Below are 18883 nucleotides of genomic sequence, written 5' to 3'. Positions count from 1 at the left end.
TTTGTGATGTGGGATGGCTTGGCCGCGGCCCTGACGGGGCGGCGATCGTGGCTGTTCGCGCTGGCTGCCCTGCTGCTCGGCATCGGTTTCATGGTGATCGTCGGCGCGAATGCGGCGGCGGGCCAGGCGCCGTTGTCTGTGCCGACGGCTTCCGATTCCGCCAGGGTCGACGCCCTGGCTCGCCAGTTTCCCGGCGGGGACCGCGTTCCATTGATCATGGTCGTCAGCCGCACCGACGGTGCCGCGCTCACTCCCGCCGACGTCACCGCCGCACAGGCGGCGCGCGACCGCATGCAGGCCGCCGTACGGCCGGACGTCGCCGCGGCGGCGGCACCGGCGCAGGTGTCGGCCGACGGCAAGGCGGCCATCGGGGTGGTGCCGGTCAGCGCCGATCTGTCGGGCCTCACCCTGAGCGACACGGTCGCCAACCTGCGCAAAGCCGCCTCCACCGGCCTGCCGACGGAGCTGCAGGCACACGTCACGGGCGGCCCGGCGTTCGGCGCCGACATCGCCGGCGCGTTCACCAACGCCAACATCACCCTGCTCGCGGTGACGGCCTCGGTGGTGGCCCTCCTGCTGATCGCCACCTATCGCTCCCCGGTGCTATGGCTGCTGCCGCTGGTGGTGGTCGGGTTCGCCGACCGGGTCGCGGCGGCGGTGGGTACGGCGGTGGCGTCGCTGACCGGGCTGAGCTTCGACGGGGCGACCTCCGGAATTACCAGTGTCCTGGTGTTCGGTGCGGGCACCAACTACGCGCTGCTGTTGATTTCGCGCTATCGGCAGGAGCTTCGGCACACGAGCGAACACCGAGAGGCCCTGCGTCGCGCGGTGCGGATGGCCGGGCCCGCGATCGTCGCCAGCAATGCCACCGTGGTGCTGGCGTTGCTCACCTTGCTGTTCGCCTCGACGCCGAGCACACGCAGCCTGGGCGCGCTCGCGGCGTGCGGACTCGTGGTCGCCGCGGTGTCGGCCCTGGTGATACTGCCACCGCTGCTGGGACTGTGTGGCCGTCGATTGTTCTGGCCGTTCATTCCCCACCCCGAGGACCACCCGACCACGGATTCCGGTGCCTGGCATCGCATCGGGGAGTGGGTGAATCGGCGTCCGGCGCTGGTCGCGGCGGTCGCGGTCGCCGGTCTGGCGGCCCTTGCCACCGGCCTACTGGGCACGCGCATCGGTTTGTCGCAGACCGAGCAGTTCCGGGTTGACGCGGATTCGGTGACCGGTTACGACATTGTGGCCGCGCATTTTCCGGCCGGCCTGGCCAGCCCGACGCTCGTGGTCGCCCCCACCGATTCGCGGGTGCCGCAGGCCATCAAGGCGACCCCCGGCGTGATCTCGGCGACCGATTCGGGCCACTCGGCGTCCGGGCTGACTAAGTGGTCGGTGGTGATCGATGCGCCGCCAGCCACCGATCGGGCGTTCAATACCATTGCCGCGCTGCGTGATACGACCAAGTCCGCCGACCCTGCGGCGCTGGTGGGCGGAGCGGATGCGCAGGCACTCGACGTCCGCAACGCGGCAACCCACGACCGGCATCGGCTGATCCCGGCGATTCTTGCGGTCATCCTCGTCGTGCTCTATGTCCTGCTGCGATCCGTACTCGCGCCGCCCACACTGCTCGCGGCGACGATTCTCGGGGCACTGGCCGCATTAGGCCTTGGCGGATGGGCCAGCAGCCACGTGTTCGGCTTTCCGGCGCTGGACAACAGCACGCCGCTGTTCGCCTTTCTCTTTCTGGCCGCCCTCGGGGTGGACTACACCATCTTTCTGGTCACCCGGGCGCGCGAGGAGTCCGCGCAGCGCGGGGCACGGGCGGGGATGGTCGCGGCGGTGTCGGCCACTGGCGGCGTCATCACCAGTGCGGGAATCGTGTTGGCCGCCGTCTTCTGCGTGCTGGGCGTGTTGCCGCTGATCGTGCTCACCCAGCTGGGAATCATTGTCGGCCTGGGCATCCTGCTGGACACCTTCGTGGTCCGCACACTGGTCATCCCCGCGCTGTTCGCCGTCATCGGCGACCGTATCTGGTGGCCCGCCGTACCGAAACCCGCCAACACCGTTGCAGCACAAGCCGAATATCAACACGAACGGAGCGCCAAGTGAACAAGTCAACCCTGGCCGCGACGAGCCTCGCCGTGGCCGTCGCCGGCGGATCCGGAAGCATCGCGAGCGCCAAGGCCGTTCCCGCCTGGTACGCACGGCTGCGCAAGCCGCCCTACCAGCCCCCCAACGCCGCCTTCCCGGTGGCGTGGACCACCCTTTATGGCGACATCGCGGTCACGTCCGCGGTGGCCATCGACCGGTTTCGCGCGGCGGGACAATACGACAAGGCGCGCCGCTACACCGCGGCACTCGGGCTCAATCTTGTTCTCAACGCCGCATGGAGCTGGCTCTTCTTCCGTTTCCACAAACTCGGCGCCTCCGCGGTCGGTGCCGCCGCGCTGACGGCCAGCAGCGTCGACCTCACGCGTCGGACGGCGCAAGCCGACCCGCGGGCCGGACTGGCCCTGTCGGCGTATCCGCTGTGGTGCTCCTTCGCGACGGTCCTGGCCACCCATGTTTGGCGGCTGAACCGCTGAGGAAATCATCGGACCATGCCGACCCTCTTGTGGTTTCGCCGCGACCTACGGTTGGGTGACCATCCGGCGCTGAATGCCGCGGCCGGCGCCGGAGAAGTGCTCGCCTGTTTCGTGCTCGATCCGAAGCTCGAGGCTTCCTCCGGCCGGCGCCGCCTCCAGTTCCTGGGTGACTCGCTGCGACAGTTGCGTGACGACCTGGATGGCCGGTTACTGGTGACCCGCGGCCGGCCCGACGACGTGATCCCGCGCATCGCCGGGGAGGTCGGTGCGTCGGCCGTGCACATCTCCGAGGATTTCGCGCCGTACGGCAAGCGCCGTGACGAAAAGGTGCGTGCCGCATTGGATTCCGTTCCCCTGGTGGCCACGGGATCGCCGTACCTGGTGTCACCGGGCCGGGTCACCAAGAAGGACGGCACCCCCTACCAGGTGTTCACCCCGTTTCTGCGCCAGTGGCGCGAGTCCGGGTGGCGGGCACCGGCGAAATCGAGCGCCGGTTCGGCGCGCTGGCTCGATCCGGCGCAGCTGCCGTTCGAGCAAGCCGAAATCCCAGATCCCGGCGCCGAACTCGACGTCGCCGCCGGCGAGGCCGCGGGCCGCAAGCAGTGGAAGTCGTTCGTGGACAACGGCTTACAGCGCTATGCCGAGGAACGTAACCGGCCCGATATGCACGGCACCAGCCGGATGTCGGCGCACCTGAAGTTCGGCAGCATCCATCCCCGGACCCTGGTCGCCGATCTCGACCTCCGTCACGACGGGGCCCGGGCTTATCTGCGCGAGTTGGCATTCCGCGACTTCTACGCCGATGTGCTGCATCACCGGCCGGCCAGCGCCTGGCGCAATTGGAACAGCCAGTTCGACGGCATCCGTACCGACACGGGTTCCGACGCGAAACGCCGCTTCGAGTCGTGGAAGGCCGGCGAAACCGGCTTCCCGATGGTGGACGCGGGGATGCGTCAACTGCGCGAGACGGGGTTCATGCACAACCGGGTGCGGATGATCGTCGCATCGTTCTTGGTCAAAGACCTGCACCTGCCCTGGCAATGGGGCGCCGAGTGGTTCCTGGATCAGCTCGTCGACGGTGACATGGCGAACAACCAGCATGGGTGGCAGTGGTGCGCGGGCTGCGGTACCGATGCCGCGCCGTACTTTCGGGTGTTCAACCCGACCACCCAGGGCGAAAAGTTCGACCCGTCCGGGGAGTACGTCCGGCGCTGGGTGCCCGAGCTGCGCTCGGTCGACGACGCGCACCTGCGCAAGGGCGAGCGGCCGGCCGACTACCCCGCCCCGATCGTCGACCACGGCGCCGAGCGCGCCGAAGCGCTGCGGCGCTACCAGAGCATCTGAGCCACCAGCCGACGCACCTCGCCCAGCAACGAATTGTCGCCCGCGTGAACGTTTGCTCATTCGCCTGCCCCGAAGCCAGCTGGCATGCAATTATCAGCCGATTCACAGTTGTCAAGCCGCTCGGGAGGCACTAATGACACACTTCATCGTTCGCACGTTGGTGGCCTCCGGTGCCGCAGCGGGATTGCTGGCAGGCGTCACCGCCTGTTCGTGTTCCGTGGGCTCGTCGCACACGGTCAGCAAGAGCGACGTTGCCGGCCAGATCACCTCCAAGCTCACCGATGCCGCGGGCAATAAACCCGATTCGGTGACCTGCCCGAACGATCTGCCGGCAAAGGTTGGGGCGCAACTCAATTGCGAGATGAAGGTCAAGAACCAGACATTCAATGTCAACGTGACCGTCACGAGCGTGAACGGCAATGACGTCAAGTTCGACATGGCGGAGACGGTCGACAGGAACCAGGTCGCCAGCATCATCAGCGACAAGCTGACCCAGCAGGTGGGCCGACGGCCGGACGCGGTCACCTGCCCCGACAACTTGAAGGGCGTGCAGGGCGCGACGCTACGGTGCCAGCTCGTCGACGGCAAGGACAAATACGGCGTAGCGGTGACCGTCACCAACATCGACGCCGGCGACGTCAACTTCGATTTCAAGGTCGACGACCACGCCGAACCGGCCGCCTAGCGGGGATCGCGAGCGCGGCGAAGCCGGGCGCTGCGGGTCACCGCCATCCGGCTAGCGGGCAGCCTTCTTGCGCTCGATGTCGGCCAGCGCGGCGGCCAGTTCCGCCCGCTGGGCGGCCGAGCTCTCCCAGGCGAGCTGGCGGTTCTTGACCACCTTGGCCGGGGCGCCGACCGCTATCGAGTAGTCGGGGATGACACCGCGGACCACCGCGTGCGAGCCCAGCACGCAGCCGCGGCCGACGGCCGTGCCGCGCAGCACCGTCACCTTCACCCCGACCCAGGTGTCGGGCCCGATCCGCACCGGTGACTTCACGATGCCCTGATCCTTGATCGGCAGGTTGATGTTGTCCATGCGGTGGTCGAAGTCGCAGACGTAGCACCAGTCGGCCATCAGGACCGAATCGCCGAGTTCGATGTCGAGGTAGGCGTTGATGACGTTGTCACGGCCCAGCACCACCTTGTCGCCGAACCGCAGCGACCCCTCGTGGGCACGGATCGTGTTCTTGTCGCCGATGTGCACCCAGCGACCGATCTCCAGCTGCGCGAGTTCGGGCGTCGCGTGGATCTCCACGTCCTTACCCAGGAAGACCATCCCTCGGGTGATGATGTGCGGGTTGGCGAGCTTGAACTTCAGCAGCCGCCAATACCGCACCAGGTACCAGGGCGTGTAGGCGCGGTTGCGCAACACCCATTTCAGCGACGCCAGCGTGAGGAACTTGGCCTGGCGCGGGTCCCGCAGGTTCGATCCACGCCAGCGGCGATGAACCGGCGCGCCCCACATGCTCGTCATGGCCGGACAGCCTAGCGATCAATTGCGCCGAGATCTCCACGGGTTACCCTCACCTGTACTCGATCGCTGCCCATGCCGACGTCCGCGGAAAGGATCTGGGGAATCCAAGTGCGTGCCCGACATCTGCTGCGTGGGCTTCGGCGTTGGTCATCCGCGCTGCTGGCGGCCGGGATCACCATGGGGTTCGCCGGCTGCGCCAACACCGACTCGTGGGTGGAGGCATCCGCCTCGGCCGGCTGGCCCGCGCAATACGGTGACGCCGCCAACAGCAGCTACACCGGCACCAACGGCGCCACCAAGCTGGCGCTGGGGTGGACGCGCTCCGTCAAGGGCGGCTTGGCCGCGGGCCCGGCGCTGAGCGCGCGCGGCTACCTGGCCCTCAACGCGCAGACGCCGGCCGGCTGTTCGCTGATGGAGTGGGAGAACGACCACAACGGCCGGCAGCGCTGGTGCGTGCGGCTGTTCCAGGGCGGCGGGTTTGCGGGCCCCCTCTTCGACGGGTTCGACAACCTCTACGTCGGCCAGCCCGGCGCGTTCCTGTCCTTCCCGGTCACGCAGTGGACGCGGTGGCGGCGGCCGGTGATCGGAATGCCCGCGACGCCAAGGTTTCTGGGACACGGGCAGCTGCTCGTGGTGACGCACCTGGGCCAGGTGCTGGTCTTCGAGGCGCACCGTGGCGAGGTGGCCGGCAGCCCGATGGATCTGGTGGACGGCGTCGATCCCACCGACGCGACGCGCGGGTTGGCCGACTGCGCGCCGGCCCGCCAGGGTTGCCCGGTGGCCGCCGCACCCGCATTCTCGGCGGCCAGCCAGATGGCGGTGCTGGGCGTCTGGCAGCCGGGCGCCCCGGCCGCCGGGCTGATCGGGCTGAAGTATCACCCCGGGCAGACGCCGCTGCTGTCGCGGGAGTGGACCAGCGACGCCGTCGGGGAGGGTGTCATCGCCAGCCCCGTGCTGTCCGCCGACGGGTCGACCGTCTACGTCAACGGCCGCGACCAACGACTGTGGGCACTTCACGCCGGTGACGGGAAAGTGAAATGGTCGGCGCCGCTGGGGTTCCTGGCACAGGCGCCGCCCGCCGTCACGCCCGGCGGACTCATCGTGGCGGGCGGCGGGCCCGACACCCGGCTGGTGGCGTTCAGGGACGCGGGCGATCACGCGGATCAGGCGTGGCGCCGCGACGACGTCGTCCCGCTGTCGTCGTCGAGCCTGGCGGGCGCCGGCGTCGGCTACACGGTCACCAGCACCCCGGCCGCGAACGGCGCGCCCGGCATGTCGCTGCTGGTCTTCGATCCCGGCGATGGTCACACCCAGGGCAGCTACCCGCTTCCGGCGGCCACCGGATATCCGGTCGGGGTCTCGGTCGGCACCGATCGCCGGGTCGTGGCCGCGACCAGCGACGGCCAGGTGTACGGTTTCGCGCCGGCATGACCGGGCCATACTGACCCCATGGCCACCGATGACGACGAGACGCGGGGCGCTGTCGCCTCCTACTCCGGAAAAAGCGAGCGCAACCTGGCGGTGGACCGCACCGCGACCATCGTGCTGCTCGCCGTCCACGCCTTCCTGGTCGCCGTCACCATCGGCGTGCTGAGCCTCTTCGTCATGGGTACCGACCCGTGCGGCTACCGGAAGTGCGGCGACCCGGCGTGGATCGACCGCGCCATGTTCTTAGGCCTCGGCGGCGGGGCCGTCGTCTTCGTCGCCGCCCTGGTGGTCGCCATCCGCCGCCTCGCCCGGCGCCGCGCCGCCTTCTTCGTCCCGCTGCTCGGGTGCCTCGCGCAGGTGGCGCTGGCGGCCGGCGCCGCGGCAATGGAGACGCTGGCCGGTCCGGTCTGACGCCAGCGGTGTCAGAGGGCCAGCGGCGGGATGGCGTTGCGGGGCACCTCGGCTTGGACCGGCCCGGCAAACGCCGGCAGCATCTCACCGGGCGCGAAGTAGAAGATCAGTTGGTCGTCGGTGATCGCAAAGTTCTGGTAGTGCGTCGGGTCGTGCCCGGTCGAGGGCAAAATGGTTGCGCCCAAAGGAGTTTGGCGTGCCAGGTCACGCTGCACGACCGGGAAGATGCTGTCCAGCGGGTTGGTGCCCGGCGCGAACAGGTTGTCGAAGGTGATGGGCTGCTTCGTCCCGAGGTTGTAGTTGAACGCCTTGTACCAGATGGAGGGGTGCGACCCGCCGAGGTCCTGGAAGAGCTTGAGCACCACGCTGCGGGTGTTGTGCGGCGGCTGACCGGAGCTGCGCTGCTCGGTGGTCGCCTCGAATTGGTAGGGCTGATCGCGCGACCCGGAGCTCTGCGCGACGTTGACGAAACCGTCCCGGTTCTGCGTGATGTAGTCGGTCAGCGCCTGCTCGTCGGGATAGTCGGCGGGAAACACCATGTTGAGCATGTAGGTGGGGCCGGTGGCGCGCACGCGGCACATCTGGCCGTCCTCCATGGTGCCGCCGAGGCTGGCGCACGACGGTGGGGCGGCGGCGGCCGGCCAGCCCAACAGGGCCGCCGACGCGAGCGCAACGGCCGCTATCAGATAACGCATCCTTCTATTGTCCTTGCAGATTAGGCGGGGCTGGCGCCTCCAAGAGCGATCCCACCAGCCTACCGCGAGGGCCTGCAGACGAACGCCGTCGCGCGACCGGCGGCCCGCGACCCGATGCGGGTGATGACCACCGACAGGGGCCGGCTGCCACGCAGCCGCATCCGCCGCCGCAGGGCGTCGGGGTCGACCCGCACTCCGCGAACCAGGACCTCCAGCGTCCCGCAGCCCAGCGCTGACAACGCCTGGCGGAGCCGTCGCTCGTCGAACGCCAGCCGCTCGAGCACCTCGAAGCCGCGGACCGCCGCCGGCAGCACATCCCCGGACAGGTAGGCGATGTCGGGATCGAGTTGCCACAACCCGTGCCGCGCCGCGTAGTGGCGAACCAGCCCCGCCCGGACCACCGCCCCGTCGGGATCGACTATCCATCGCCCGGCCGGCCCCACCGGGCAGTCGTCCGGGTCGGTGTCGGTGATCTGCTCGTCGCGGTCGAGGACGCTGGCCCGCCGGCGGACACCGCCCTGCGCCAGCCCGCGCGACCACAGGCACGCTTCCCGCACCGCGCCGCGATAGGACGTCACCTCGATCTCGCCGTCGAAACCGAGCCGGCTGACTTCGTCGAAATCTATTCCGGGAGAACACTTTACGACGAGATTGCGATCCCGATAGGTGTCGATCAGGGCACCAAGGCCCGGCCGGTAGTCGTCGATGCGGAAGCGGCGCCGCCCGCTGTCGCGCCGCGCCGGGTCCACCAGCACGGCGGCGTCGCGGGTCACCGGCACCAGCGCGTCGGCGCGGCAGAGGTGGGCGGCCTCACCCAGGTTGTGCCGGGCCATCGCCAGCCGCACCGCATCGAGGTCGCTGCCCACCGACCGGACCCCGAGCCGGTGCAGCGCGGCCAACTCGGTGCCGATCGAACAGGTCGCGTCGTGCACGACGACTCCCGCCTCGGCGAGCCGCGCGGCGCGGTGCAAAGCCACCGGGGCCGCGGTGGCCTGCTGCAGCGCCTCGTCGGTGAAAAGCCATTCTGACACCGGGATTTCGGGACCCAGTCCGCTGAATTTCTCGGCGGCGCGCCGCCGCAGCAACGTCGTTTCCACCAGCACCGCCGCCCGGTCGCCGAACCGGGCGCGCGCCGAGGCGATATCGGCGATCCGGGTGGCATCGGTCAGCTCGAGTTCGGCGACCACCGCCAGCGCCGCGGCACCCGATTCCGACCGCAGGTAACGGACGTCCCCGATGCCGAACGTGAGGCCGTCACTCAGGAGGGCTTGACCCCGGTGATCATCACGTTGTAGAACCAGCCCTTCGGGGCCAGGTGGCGCATGACGTTGGCGTCGAGCCAACTCAATGTCTTCCAGCTGGTGAACGCGAACTTCGCCCAGCCCCAGCCGAGCCGCCCGGGCGGCACCGCGCATTCGAACGTGCGCAGTGGCCAGCCCAGCATCGCGGCGGTGAATTCCACTGTGGCGCTTTGAACTTCGGCCGCACCGGCGTCGACGGCCAGCCGCTCCAGGCCGTCCGGCGTGAAGGTGTGTAGGTCGACGACGGCCTCCAGCGCCGCGGCGCGGGAGGATTCGTCGAGTTCGGCCTGCGGTCGCCGCCAGCCGTCCAGACCGGGCAGCTTGGTGACGTTGGTGGCGACCCGCCAGGTCAGGGTCGACAAGGTGCGGGCGTAGGTGTCGCCGACGGTGGTCGGCTCGCCGGCGAACACGAACCGGCCGCCCGGCCGCAGCACCCGAACGACCTCCCGCAGCGCCAGTTCGACGTCGGGGATGTGGTGGAGCACAGCGTGCCCGACGACCAGGTCGAAGGTGTTGTCCTCGTAGGGAATGCCTTCGGCGTCGGCGACCCGGCCGTCGATGTCCAGGCCCAGCGACTGCCCGTTTCGGGTGGCGACCTTGACCATGCCGGGCGAAAGGTCGGTGACCGATCCGCGGCGAGCGACCCCGGACTGGATCAGGTTGAGCAGGAAAAACCCGGTGCCGCAGCCTAATTCGAGGGCCCGATCGTAGGGCAGCTCGCGCTGCACCTCGTCGGGCACGGCGGCGTCGAAGCAGTCGCGCGCGTAGTCCACGCAGCGCTGGTCGTAAGAGATCGACCACTTCTCGTCGTAGGATTCGGCTTCCCAATCGTGGTAGAGCACCTGGGCCAGCTTGCTGTCGTGCCTTGCCGCTTCCACCTGCTCGGCGGTGGCATGGGGGTTCGGAACGGCATCGGTCGAACTCGTCGTCATGCAGGGCAGCCTAACGGGCGCCGGATTCGGAGTCGTCTTCAGCGCTGCCACCAGCGGCGAACACTTCGACGTAGCGGCGCCGCTCGGCGGCGGCCCGATCGGCCGGACTGAGCTCGAACACGTCGTTGATGCCGGCCTTCGCGGCGGCCAGCGCGTGGCGCGGACCGTCGAGGAAGCGGCGCGCCCACCCCGCGGCGGCGTCGTAGACGTCGTCGGGGGCCACCATCTCGTCGATCAGGCCCAGCTCCAGCGCCTCCTCGGCGTCGAAGAACCGGCCGCTGAACACCAGTTCCTTGGCCTTGCTCGCCCCGGCCGCGCGGGTCAGCCGGGCCATGCCGTCGCCGCCGGGGATGAGGCCGGCCAGGACCTCGGTCGCGCCGAATTTCACGTTGTCACCGCTGACGCGCCAATCGGCGGCGAGGGCCAACGTGAGCCCGGCGCCCAGCGCGTACCCGGTGATCGCGGCAACGGTCGGCTTCGGGATCCGCGCGACGGCGTCGATCGCCTGCTGCCGCGCCACGGCCGCCGTCTCGGCCTCCGGCCCGGTCAGCGTCCGCAGCTCGGGCATGTCGTCACCGGCCGAGAAAATCTCGTGGCCACCGAACAGGATGACCGCGGCCACGTCGTCGCGCTCCCCCAGCTCGGCGGCCGCGGCGACGATCTCCCGGTAGAGCTGGCGGGTCATCGCGTTCGTCGGCGGCCGCGACAGCAGCAGCATGGCGAGCCCGGCGTCTTGCGAGCCGTCGCTGACCACCGTGCTGACGAACTCGCTCAATGTCGCCACCCCATCCCGCCGGCTTCGCGTGCCTGGTGGTAGCGGTCGGAATCGAAGAACTCGAAGACCCAGTTGTCGCCCTGGATCTCCAGGTGCGGCTGCACCGTGACGATTTGCCGTTCGACGGCCAGCACTTCCGCGACGGTCCGCCCCGCCAGCGAATCCAGCTGGGTCCACGTCGGCGGCAGCAGGAAACAGCGGCCGGCGGAGAAGTCGTCGATGGCGGCCTGCGGCGTGGTCCAGCCGGCGCGGTCGGATTCGGTGTTCTCGCCGTCGGCCCGCTGCCCGTGCGGCAGGGCGCCCACAAAGAAGTAGGTGTCATAGCGGCGCGTGCGCTCGGCTTCGGGGGTGACCCAGTTGGCCCACGGCCGGAGCAGGTCGGCACGCAGCTCGAGGTTCTCCCGGCGCAGGAAATCCGCGAACGACAACGTGCCGTCGGCGAGCGCGCGGCGGGCGTCGGCGTACAACGAGGCGTCGCCGACGATCCCGTCCGGGTCGCCGGCCGGCCCCGCGAACAGCACCCCCGACTCCTCGAACGTCTCCCGGGCAGCCGCGCAGACCAGCGCTTCGGCCAGGTCGGGCTCGATGCCGAACCGCTGCGCCCACCACTGTGGCGGCGGCCCGGCCCACGCGATGTCGGCGTTGCGGTCGCGGTCATCGACGCCACCGCCGGGGAAAACCATCGTCCCGGCCGCGAACTCCATCTTGGCGTGCCGGCGCATCAGGAAGACGGCGATACCGCGCGGGTCGTCGCGGACCAGCATCACCGTCGCCGCCGGCCGCGGCACCAGTGGGGCTTCTTCGGTCGGTGACGTCATAGCTGCCTCCGGTGGGCTGCGCGGGTGCGGACGCGGCGGGCGAAGTAGCGCCCGTCGACGACATCGAGGGCTATCGACTGCCCGAATGCGGTGGACAGGTTCTCGGCGGTCAGCACGTCGGTGAGCAACCCGGCGGCGACCACCGTCCCTTCGGACAACAGCATGCAGTGGCTGAAGCCGGGCGGAATCTCCTCGACGTGGTGGGTGACCAGCACCAGCGCGGGCGCGTCGGGGTCGGCCGCGAGGTCGGCCAGCCGCGCCACCAACTCCTCGCGGCCACCCAGGTCCAGACCGGCGGCCGGTTCGTCGAGCAGCAGCAGCTCCGGATCGGTCATCAAAGCGCGGGCGATCAGCACTCGCTTGCGCTCGCCTTCCGACAGCGTTCCGTAGCTCCGGTCCGCGAGGTGCTCGGCGCCCAGGCTCTCCAGCATGTCGACGGCCCGGCGGTAGTCGACGTCCTCGTAGCGCTCCCGCCAGCGGCCCAGCACCGCGTAGCCGGCCGAGACCACCAGGTCGCGCACGACCTCGTCGGTGGGCACCCGCTGCGCCAGGGCCGAGGAGCTGAGGCCGATCCGGGAGCGCAACTCCGACATGTCGACCCGGCCCAGCCGCTCGCCGAGCACGAAGGCCACCCCCGACGAGGGGTGCTCGGCCGCCGCGGCGATCCGCAGCAGCGACGTCTTGCCGGCCCCGTTGGGGCCGACGATGACCCAGCGCTCGTCGAGTTCGACCGCCCAATCCACTGGCCCGACGAGGGTGTGGCCGCCGCGCCGCAGCGACACGTTCCTGAAGTCGATCAGCAGATCGGGGTCGGCTGCCTCACTTCCGTTTTCGGGCACCCGCTCATCGTGCCGTACCGGGGCCGCTACGCGTCGGGCGGGATCTCCACCCTGCGGACCTCGCCGTCCACCGCGTCGGCGGCCTCGATTTCCCCGCGGGTGACGCCCAGCAGGAAGAGCACCGTGTCCAGGTACGGGTGGCTCAGCGAAGCGTCGGCCACCTCACGCAACGCCGGCTTGGCGTTGAACGCCACCCCCAACCCGGCCGCGGCCAGCATGTCGATGTCGTTGGCGCCGTCGCCGACGGCCACGGTCTGCGCCATCGGGACCCCGACCCGCTCCGCGAAGTCCCGCAGCGCCGCCGCCTTGCCGGCACGGTCGACGATGGGGCCGGCGACCCGCCCGGTGAGTTTGCCGTCGACGATCTCCAGCTCGTTGGCGGCGACGTAGTCCAGCATCAGCTCCTCGGCCAACGGCTCGATGATCCCCCGGAAGCCGCCGGACACGACACCGCAGTGAAAACCCAAGCGCCGCAACGTCCGCAGCGTGGTCCGGGCGCCGGGCATGAGCTCCAACTGACTGGCGACCTCGTCGATCACGGTGGCGGGCAGGCCCGCCAGGGTGGCCACCCGTTGTTCGAGGGACTGCGCGAAGTCCAGCTCGCCCCGCATGGCCGCGTCGGTGATAGCGGCGACCTTCCCTTCGGCGCCCGCCCGGGCGGCCAGCATCTCGATCACCTCGCCCTGTACCAGCGTCGAGTCCACGTCGAACACGATCAGCCGCTTGGCCCGCCGCTCGAGGGTGTAGTCCTCGACGGCCACGTCGATACGCTTCTCGGCGGACACCTGGTTGAGGGCCGTCCGGAGCGCGGCGTCCGATCCCGGCGGCACGGAGACCCTGAGCTCGAGGCCGGTAACCGGGTAGTCGGAGACGCCGCGGATGAGGTCGATGTTGACCCCCAGGCCGGCCACCGCCCGGGCCACCTCGCCGAACGCACCGGCGGTGATGGGCCGGCCCAGCACGAAAATGGTGTGGGTCGACGGCTCCCGGATGATCTCCACGTCGTCGCTGTGTTCGATGGTGACGTCGAGGCCCACCCCGCGGATGGCCGACTCGACGTCACGGCGCAAGTCGGGGCCGTCGGCGACATCCGCGGGGCAACACACCAGCACGCCCAGGGTCAGTCGGTGCCGAATCACCACCTGTTCGACGTTGAGCAGCTCGACGCCGTGCCCGGAGAGCGCCTCGAAGAGGGCCGAGGTGACGCCCGGTTGGTCCACTCCGGTGACGGTGATCAACACCGACACCTTCGGTGGTGTGCTCACCCCCGACTCAGCCGCTACTGCTCAGGGGTCGAGCGATCGGGCTCGGTCCGTGGACCGAATCCCTTCGGCGATTCGAGAGCCGTGGCGTGGCGTCCGACGTGCGCCTCGGCGCGCAGCCGCTCCACCATGTGCGGGTAATGCAGCTCGAAAGCCGGTCGCTCGGAACGGATCCGGGGCAGTTCGGTGAAGTTGTGCCGCGGCGGCGGGCAACTGGTCGCCCACTCCAGCGAGTTGCCGTAGCCCCACGGGTCGTCGACGGTCACCACCTCGCCGTAGCGCCAGCTCTTGAACACGTTCCAGACGAACGGGAACATCGACGCGCCCAGGATGAAGGCGCCGACCGTCGAGGCGACGTTGTACGGCTGGAAGCCGTCCGAGGGCAGGTAGTCGGCGTAGCGGCGCGGCATGCCCATGTCGCCGAGCCAGTGCTGCACCAGGAAGGTGGTGTGGAAGCCGATGAAGGTCAGCCAGAAGTGCAGCTTGCCCAGCCGCTCGTCGAGCAGCCGGCCCGTCATCTTGGGGAACCAGAAGTAGACGCCGGCGAACGTGGCGAACACGATCGTGCCGAACAGCACGTAGTGGAAGTGCGCGACTACGAAGTAGGTGTCGGTGACGTGGAAGTCCAGCGGGGGGCTGGCCAGCATCACGCCGGTCAGGCCGCCCAGCAGGAAGGTCACCAGGAAGCCCACCGAGAACAGCATCGGGGTCTCAAAAGTGAGTTGCCCCTTCCACATCGTGCCGATCCAGTTGAAGAACTTGATCCCGGTGGGCACCGCGATCAGATACGTCATGAACGAAAAGAACGGCAGCAGAACGGCTCCGGTGGCGAACATGTGGTGCGCCCACACCGCGACGGACAACGCGGCGATCGACAGCGTCGCGTAAACCAGGGTCGTGTAACCGAAGACCGGCTTGCGGGAGAACACCGGGATGATCTCGGTGATGATCCCGAAGAACGGCAAGGCGATGATGTACACCTCGGGATGGCCGAAGAACCAGAACAGGTGTTGCCACAGCAGCACCCCGCCGTTGGCCGCGTCGTAGACGTGGGCCCCTAGATGTCGATCGGCGGCCAGCCCGAACAGCGCGGCGGTCAGGATCGGGAACGCGATCAGGATCAGGATCGACGTCACGAGGATGTTCCAGGTGAAGATCGGCATCCGGAACATCGTCATGCCGGGCGCGCGCATGCACACCACGGTGGTGATCATGTTGACTGCACCCAGGATGGTGCCCAGACCGGCGACGATCAGGCCCGTGATCCACAGGTCTCCCCCGGCGCCGGGCGAGTGGACGGCGTCGGACAGCGGCGTGTAGGCCGTCCAGCCGAAGTCGGCGGCCCCGCCCGGGACGATGAATCCGGCCGACGCGGTCAGACCGCCGAACAGGAAAAGCCAGAACGAGAAGGCGTTCAGCCGCGGGAAAGCCACGTCGGGAGCGCCGATCTGCAGCGGCAGCACCAGGTTGGCGAACCCGAACACGACCGGCGTCGCGTACAGCAGCAGCATGATCGTGCCGTGCATCGTGAACAGCTGGTTGTACTGCTCATTCGACAGGAACTGCAGTCCCGGCGCGGCCAGTTCGGTGCGCATCAACAGGGCCATCAGTCCGCCGATGAAGAAGAAGACGAAGCAGGTGACCGTGTACATGATGCCGATCATCTTGTGATCGGTCGTGGTGATCAGTTTGTAGACGAGGTTCCCTTTGGGGCCGGTCCGGTCTGGGTACGGACGAACGGCCTCGAGTTCTCCCAAGGGGGGCGCTTCGGCTGTCAACAGCTTCTCCAAACAGTAGGACAGGGGCCCAAAAACAGAGCTGACATGAATCTTAACCGTCGATCATGCCGACGTCAGGGCTGGTCCTACAAACTGTCGTAAACGGCTCGGCGGTGCGGCGTGTCGGTTCGGAGTGCCGGGCTGCGAGCCGGCGGGTGTTAGCGTCTGACGCGTGCTTTTCGGCGTGACCCGACCCGCGTCCCTGCGCGCGGCCGCCGCGCTGGCGGTGGCGGTCGCCGTCGCATGCAGTGGCTGCGGATCCGGCAAGCCCGGAACCAAGGCGCCAACTCCGACGCTGGTCACCCCGACCACCCAGATCGCCGGGGTCGGCGTGCTCGGAAACGACCGCCGCCCCGACGAGTCGTGTGCACGGGATGCCGCGGCCGCCGATCCGGGACCGAAGACGCGGCAGGCCCACAACGCCGCCGGGGTCAACCCGGACGTGGTGCAGGTGCCCGCCGAGCCTCAGCGCATCGTGGTGCTCTCCGGCGATCAGCTCGACGCCCTGTGCGCGCTCGGGCTGCAATCGCGGGTGGTCGCCGCCGCGCTGCCGGACGGATCGTCGAGCCAGCCCGCCTACCTGGGCAGCGCGGTGCACGGCGTGCCCGGCGTCGGGACCCGCAGCAACCCGGACCTGGCCGCAATCGGGGCGACCCATCCCGACCTCATCCTGGGCTCGCAGGGGTTGACGCCCAAGCTCTATCCGCAGCTGGCCGCGATCGCCCCGACGGTGTTCACCGCCGCCCCCGGTTCCGCCTGGGAAGAGAACCTGCGCGGCGTGGGCGCCGCGACGGCGCGCGGGGCCGCGATGGACGCGCTGCTCAACGGCTTTTCGCAGCGGGCCAGCGACGTCGGCGCCAGGCATGACGCGTCCCACTTTCAGGCGTCCATCGTGCAGCTGACCACCGACACGATCCGTGTCTACGGCACCAATAACTTCCCGGCCAGCGTCCTGGGCGCCGTCGGGGTGGACCGACCGGCGGCCCAACGGTTCACCGACAAGCCGTACATCGAGATCCGCGCCACCGACGACGACCTGGCCAAGAACCCGGACCTGTCCGCCGCCGACGCCGACGTCGTCTACGTGTCGTGTGCGTCACCGGCGGCCGCCCAGCGCGCCGCGACCGTGCTGGACAGCAACCCGTGGCGCAAGCTGTCCGCCAACCACGACAACCGCGTCTACGTCGTCAACGACGAGCTGTGGCAGACCGGCGAGGGCCTGGTCGCGGCCCGCGGCATCGTCGACGACCTCCGCCTGGTCAACGCCCCCATCAATTAGCGCGCGGGCGCGCGGGTGTCCGCGGTCCTAAGGTGATACCGAGCGGCCTCCGGTGGCCCGGGACCATTACCTTAGCTAAACTTTTTGCAGACGCGACCACATTGAAGAGGGATATATCCATGAGCACTGTTTCGGCTTACGCCGCAACCTCGGCGACCGAACCGTTGACCAAGACCACCATCGAGCGCCGTGACCCCGGCCCGCACGACGTAGCGATCGACATCAAGTTCGCCGGGATCTGCCACTCCGACATCCACACCGTCAAGGCCGAGTGGGGCACGCCGAATTACCCGGTGGTGCCCGGCCACGAGATCGCCGGCGTCGTCTCCGCGGTCGGCTCCGAGGTCAGCAAGTACAAGGTCGGCGACCATGTCGGTGTGGGCTGCATGGTGAACTCCTGCGGCCAGTGCAGCAGTTGCAAGGCCGGTCTCGAGCAGTACTGCAAGCCGGGCGCGACCTTCACCTACAACTCCATCGACAAAGACGGCACGTCCACCCAGGGTGGCTACAGCCAGGGTGTCGTCGTCGACGAGAACTTCGTGGTGCGCATCCCCGACTCGCTGCCGCTGGACAAGGCGGCACCTCTGCTGTGCGCGGGCATCACGCTGTTCTCGCCGCTGCGCCACTGGAAGGCCGGCGAGGGCACGCGGCTCGCGATCATCGGCCTCGGTGGCCTCGGGCACATGGGCGTCAAGCTGGGCGCGGCGATGGGCGCCGAGGTGACGGTGCTGTCGCAGTCGCTGAAGAAGATGGAGGACGGCCTGCGGCTGGGCGCCAGGCACTACTACGCCACCGCCGACCCCGACACCTTCAAGAAGTTGCGCGGCAGCTTCGACCTGATCCTGAACACCGTCTCGGCGAACCTCAAACTGAACGACTACCTCAACCTGCTCGACGTCGACGGCACCCTCGTCGAGTTGGGCATTCCCGAGCACCCCATGGAGGTGGGCGCGTTCCCGCTGGCGCTGGCGCGGCGCAGCCTGTCCGGGTCGAACATCGGCGGGATCGCCGAAACCCAGGAGATGCTGGACTTCTGCGCCGAACACGACGTGACGCCCGAAATCGAGCTGATCGAACCGGATTACATCAACGAGGCCTACGAGCGCGTCCTGGCGAGCGACGTTCGCTACCGCTTCGTCATCGACATCTCGAAGCTATGAGGCGACCTCTGACGGTTCTTCGGGCGCGCAGTCGCGGGCGATGACTTCGGCCGCCTCCGCGTGCTCGTCGTCGGGAACGACCTCGCTGACGTCGATGCCGGCCAGTGGCCATCCGGCCGCGGCCAGCGTGGCGGCCACCCGGATGATGTTTTCCTTGCCGGCGTCGAACTGCGTCATGTCGGAGATGAACTCCGCGATTTCGTCGCGGTCGATCGGGTGATCGATCGTCTCCGGAGAGCCTTCCTTCGCGGTGATGTGGCGCACCACCTCGCGGATCTGGTCTTCGGTCAGCGGTGTGCTGCGCAGCAATGCCATCAGCGGCACGCGGTCCGGGCCGGGGACGCCGTTCGGGTAGCCGACCTGCAGCCACTGGATCACTGAGCGGCAGAAATGGTGGCGGTGATCCTTCTCGGAGGATGCGGGTTTCGTCACCAGAACAGTGTCAGGGCAGGGGCATCACCGGCGCTAGCGAGCCGTCGCTCCGTGCCCACAATTCACATGCCGTTCATTGCCCGAACACGTCGGGGTCGGGCGTGGCGCTCGCGGTAAAGGTCCAGTTTGTCGTTGCCGGTCCCTACCATCGAGGCGTGCTCAAGGCGCTCGTCGTCCTCCCGCTGGCCTGCGGGCTGTTCGTCGGCGTCCTCGACCGCAGCCCCGGGATGGGGCTGGTGGCGTTCTATGTGATGCTGCTGCTCGAGGTGCTGGTCGGCTGGTCAACCAACCGTCAGTGGCCGCGCGGCGCAGGCGGGCGGCCACATAGCCCTCGAACTCGACCCCATCCATCGCGTCGACCGCCGCGAATCTGGCC

General features: G+C 69.0%; 19 protein-coding genes. 9 read left to right on the top strand and 10 right to left on the bottom strand.

Annotation, left to right across the window (positions count from 1 at the left end; all coding sequences use genetic code 11):
* The first annotated feature begins 6 nt into the window (after nucleotides 1-6).
* From A5709_RS20540 to A5709_RS20525, 4 genes are all read left to right on the top strand, one after another.
* Nucleotides 7-2103 (top strand): MMPL family transporter, encoded by a 2097-nt coding sequence (locus A5709_RS20540; RefSeq protein WP_082974307.1) that lies wholly within the window; start codon nucleotides 7-9, stop codon nucleotides 2101-2103.
* On the top strand, nucleotides 2100-2579 hold the full coding sequence (locus A5709_RS20535; RefSeq protein WP_067945671.1) for a TspO/MBR family protein: 480 nt from the start codon (nucleotides 2100-2102) through the stop codon (nucleotides 2577-2579). The genes A5709_RS20540 and A5709_RS20535 overlap by 4 nt, the downstream gene beginning before the upstream one ends.
* 15 nt (nucleotides 2580-2594) lie before the next feature.
* Nucleotides 2595-3923 carry a deoxyribodipyrimidine photo-lyase gene (locus tag A5709_RS20530; RefSeq protein WP_068121995.1) on the top strand — a complete coding sequence of 443 codons (1329 nt, stop codon included), beginning with the start codon at nucleotides 2595-2597 and terminating at the stop codon, nucleotides 3921-3923.
* 133 nt (nucleotides 3924-4056) lie between these two features.
* Complete coding sequence (locus A5709_RS20525; RefSeq protein ID WP_067945667.1) at nucleotides 4057-4608, top strand: DUF4333 domain-containing protein; 552 nt, start codon at nucleotides 4057-4059, stop codon at nucleotides 4606-4608.
* 51 nt (nucleotides 4609-4659) lie between these two features.
* Here A5709_RS20525 and A5709_RS20520 read toward each other — a convergent pair whose 3' ends face one another.
* Nucleotides 4660-5397: an acyltransferase gene (locus A5709_RS20520; protein WP_046186342.1), complete on the bottom strand. Its 738-nt coding sequence runs from the start codon at nucleotides 5395-5397 to the stop codon at nucleotides 4660-4662.
* 177 nt (nucleotides 5398-5574) lie between these two features.
* On the opposite strand from A5709_RS20520, the gene A5709_RS20515 reads away from it, so the two are divergent.
* Nucleotides 5575-6828 carry a PQQ-binding-like beta-propeller repeat protein gene (locus A5709_RS20515; RefSeq protein ID WP_068122083.1) on the top strand — a complete coding sequence of 418 codons (1254 nt, stop codon included), beginning with the start codon at nucleotides 5575-5577 and terminating at the stop codon, nucleotides 6826-6828.
* A gap of 18 nt (nucleotides 6829-6846) precedes the next feature.
* The gene (locus A5709_RS20510) at nucleotides 6847-7236 is read left to right on the top strand and encodes a DUF6264 family protein (RefSeq protein WP_068121992.1); all 390 of its coding nucleotides are present in this window, start codon (nucleotides 6847-6849) and stop codon (nucleotides 7234-7236) included.
* 11 nt (nucleotides 7237-7247) lie between these two features.
* Here the strand turns inward: A5709_RS20510 and A5709_RS20505 are convergent, their stop codons facing one another.
* Genes A5709_RS20505 through ctaD form a run of 8 tightly spaced genes read right to left on the bottom strand, consistent with a single transcriptional unit; the run spans nucleotide 7248 to nucleotide 15636 of the window.
* Nucleotides 7248-7931 (bottom strand): esterase, encoded by a 684-nt coding sequence (locus A5709_RS20505; RefSeq protein WP_068121989.1) that lies wholly within the window; start codon nucleotides 7929-7931, stop codon nucleotides 7248-7250.
* A 59-nt stretch (nucleotides 7932-7990) separates the two neighbouring features.
* On the bottom strand, nucleotides 7991-9193 hold the full coding sequence (locus A5709_RS20500) for a class I SAM-dependent methyltransferase (RefSeq protein WP_197520207.1): 1203 nt from the start codon (nucleotides 9191-9193) through the stop codon (nucleotides 7991-7993).
* The gene (locus A5709_RS20495; RefSeq protein WP_067945661.1) at nucleotides 9190-10164 is read right to left on the bottom strand and encodes a class I SAM-dependent methyltransferase; all 975 of its coding nucleotides are present in this window, start codon (nucleotides 10162-10164) and stop codon (nucleotides 9190-9192) included. Before A5709_RS20495 ends, A5709_RS20500 begins: the two co-directional genes overlap by 4 nt.
* Before the next feature lie 10 nt (nucleotides 10165-10174).
* Complete coding sequence (locus A5709_RS20490) at nucleotides 10175-10939, bottom strand: enoyl-CoA hydratase (RefSeq protein WP_067945730.1); 765 nt, start codon at nucleotides 10937-10939, stop codon at nucleotides 10175-10177.
* Entirely contained in the window at nucleotides 10936-11757 is an 822-nt protein-coding gene (locus A5709_RS20485) for an NUDIX hydrolase (protein WP_068121987.1), read from the bottom strand. Before A5709_RS20485 ends, A5709_RS20490 begins: the two co-directional genes overlap by 4 nt.
* Nucleotides 11754-12596 carry an ABC transporter ATP-binding protein gene (locus A5709_RS20480; RefSeq protein WP_068121985.1) on the bottom strand — a complete coding sequence of 281 codons (843 nt, stop codon included), beginning with the start codon at nucleotides 12594-12596 and terminating at the stop codon, nucleotides 11754-11756. Before A5709_RS20480 ends, A5709_RS20485 begins: the two co-directional genes overlap by 4 nt.
* A gap of 26 nt (nucleotides 12597-12622) precedes the next feature.
* Nucleotides 12623-13861 carry a phosphoserine phosphatase SerB gene (serB, locus tag A5709_RS20475; RefSeq protein ID WP_067945655.1) on the bottom strand — a complete coding sequence of 413 codons (1239 nt, stop codon included), beginning with the start codon at nucleotides 13859-13861 and terminating at the stop codon, nucleotides 12623-12625.
* A 14-nt stretch (nucleotides 13862-13875) separates the two neighbouring features.
* Nucleotides 13876-15636 carry a cytochrome c oxidase subunit I gene (gene ctaD, locus A5709_RS20470; protein ID WP_067945728.1) on the bottom strand — a complete coding sequence of 587 codons (1761 nt, stop codon included), beginning with the start codon at nucleotides 15634-15636 and terminating at the stop codon, nucleotides 13876-13878.
* 202 nt (nucleotides 15637-15838) lie between these two features.
* On the opposite strand from ctaD, the gene A5709_RS20465 reads away from it, so the two are divergent.
* Both A5709_RS20465 and A5709_RS20460 read left to right on the top strand, forming a co-directional pair.
* A complete protein-coding gene (locus tag A5709_RS20465) occupies nucleotides 15839-16915 on the top strand; it encodes an iron-siderophore ABC transporter substrate-binding protein (protein WP_156768113.1) in 1077 nt (358 codons plus the stop codon).
* Nucleotides 16916-17034: 119 nt separating this feature from the next.
* A complete protein-coding gene (locus A5709_RS20460; RefSeq protein ID WP_068121979.1) occupies nucleotides 17035-18075 on the top strand; it encodes an NAD(P)-dependent alcohol dehydrogenase in 1041 nt (346 codons plus the stop codon).
* On the opposite strand, the gene A5709_RS20455 is transcribed toward A5709_RS20460, so the two are convergent.
* A complete protein-coding gene (locus A5709_RS20455; protein WP_067945650.1) occupies nucleotides 18070-18507 on the bottom strand; it encodes a DUF3349 domain-containing protein in 438 nt (145 codons plus the stop codon). The two genes, A5709_RS20460 and A5709_RS20455, sit on opposite strands and share 6 nt — an antisense overlap.
* A gap of 155 nt (nucleotides 18508-18662) precedes the next feature.
* On the opposite strand from A5709_RS20455, the gene A5709_RS20450 reads away from it, so the two are divergent.
* Nucleotides 18663-18883 (top strand): hypothetical protein (locus A5709_RS20450; protein ID WP_156768112.1); only part of this gene is annotated, 221 nt, incomplete at its 3' end.

It is taken from the genome of Mycobacterium sp. E1386 (genome assembly GCF_001672745.1).
Taxonomy (GTDB): domain Bacteria; phylum Actinomycetota; class Actinomycetes; order Mycobacteriales; family Mycobacteriaceae; genus Mycobacterium.
The sequence above is the reverse complement of the archived record's forward strand: the minus strand, read 5'-3'. Positions and strand labels throughout refer to the sequence as shown.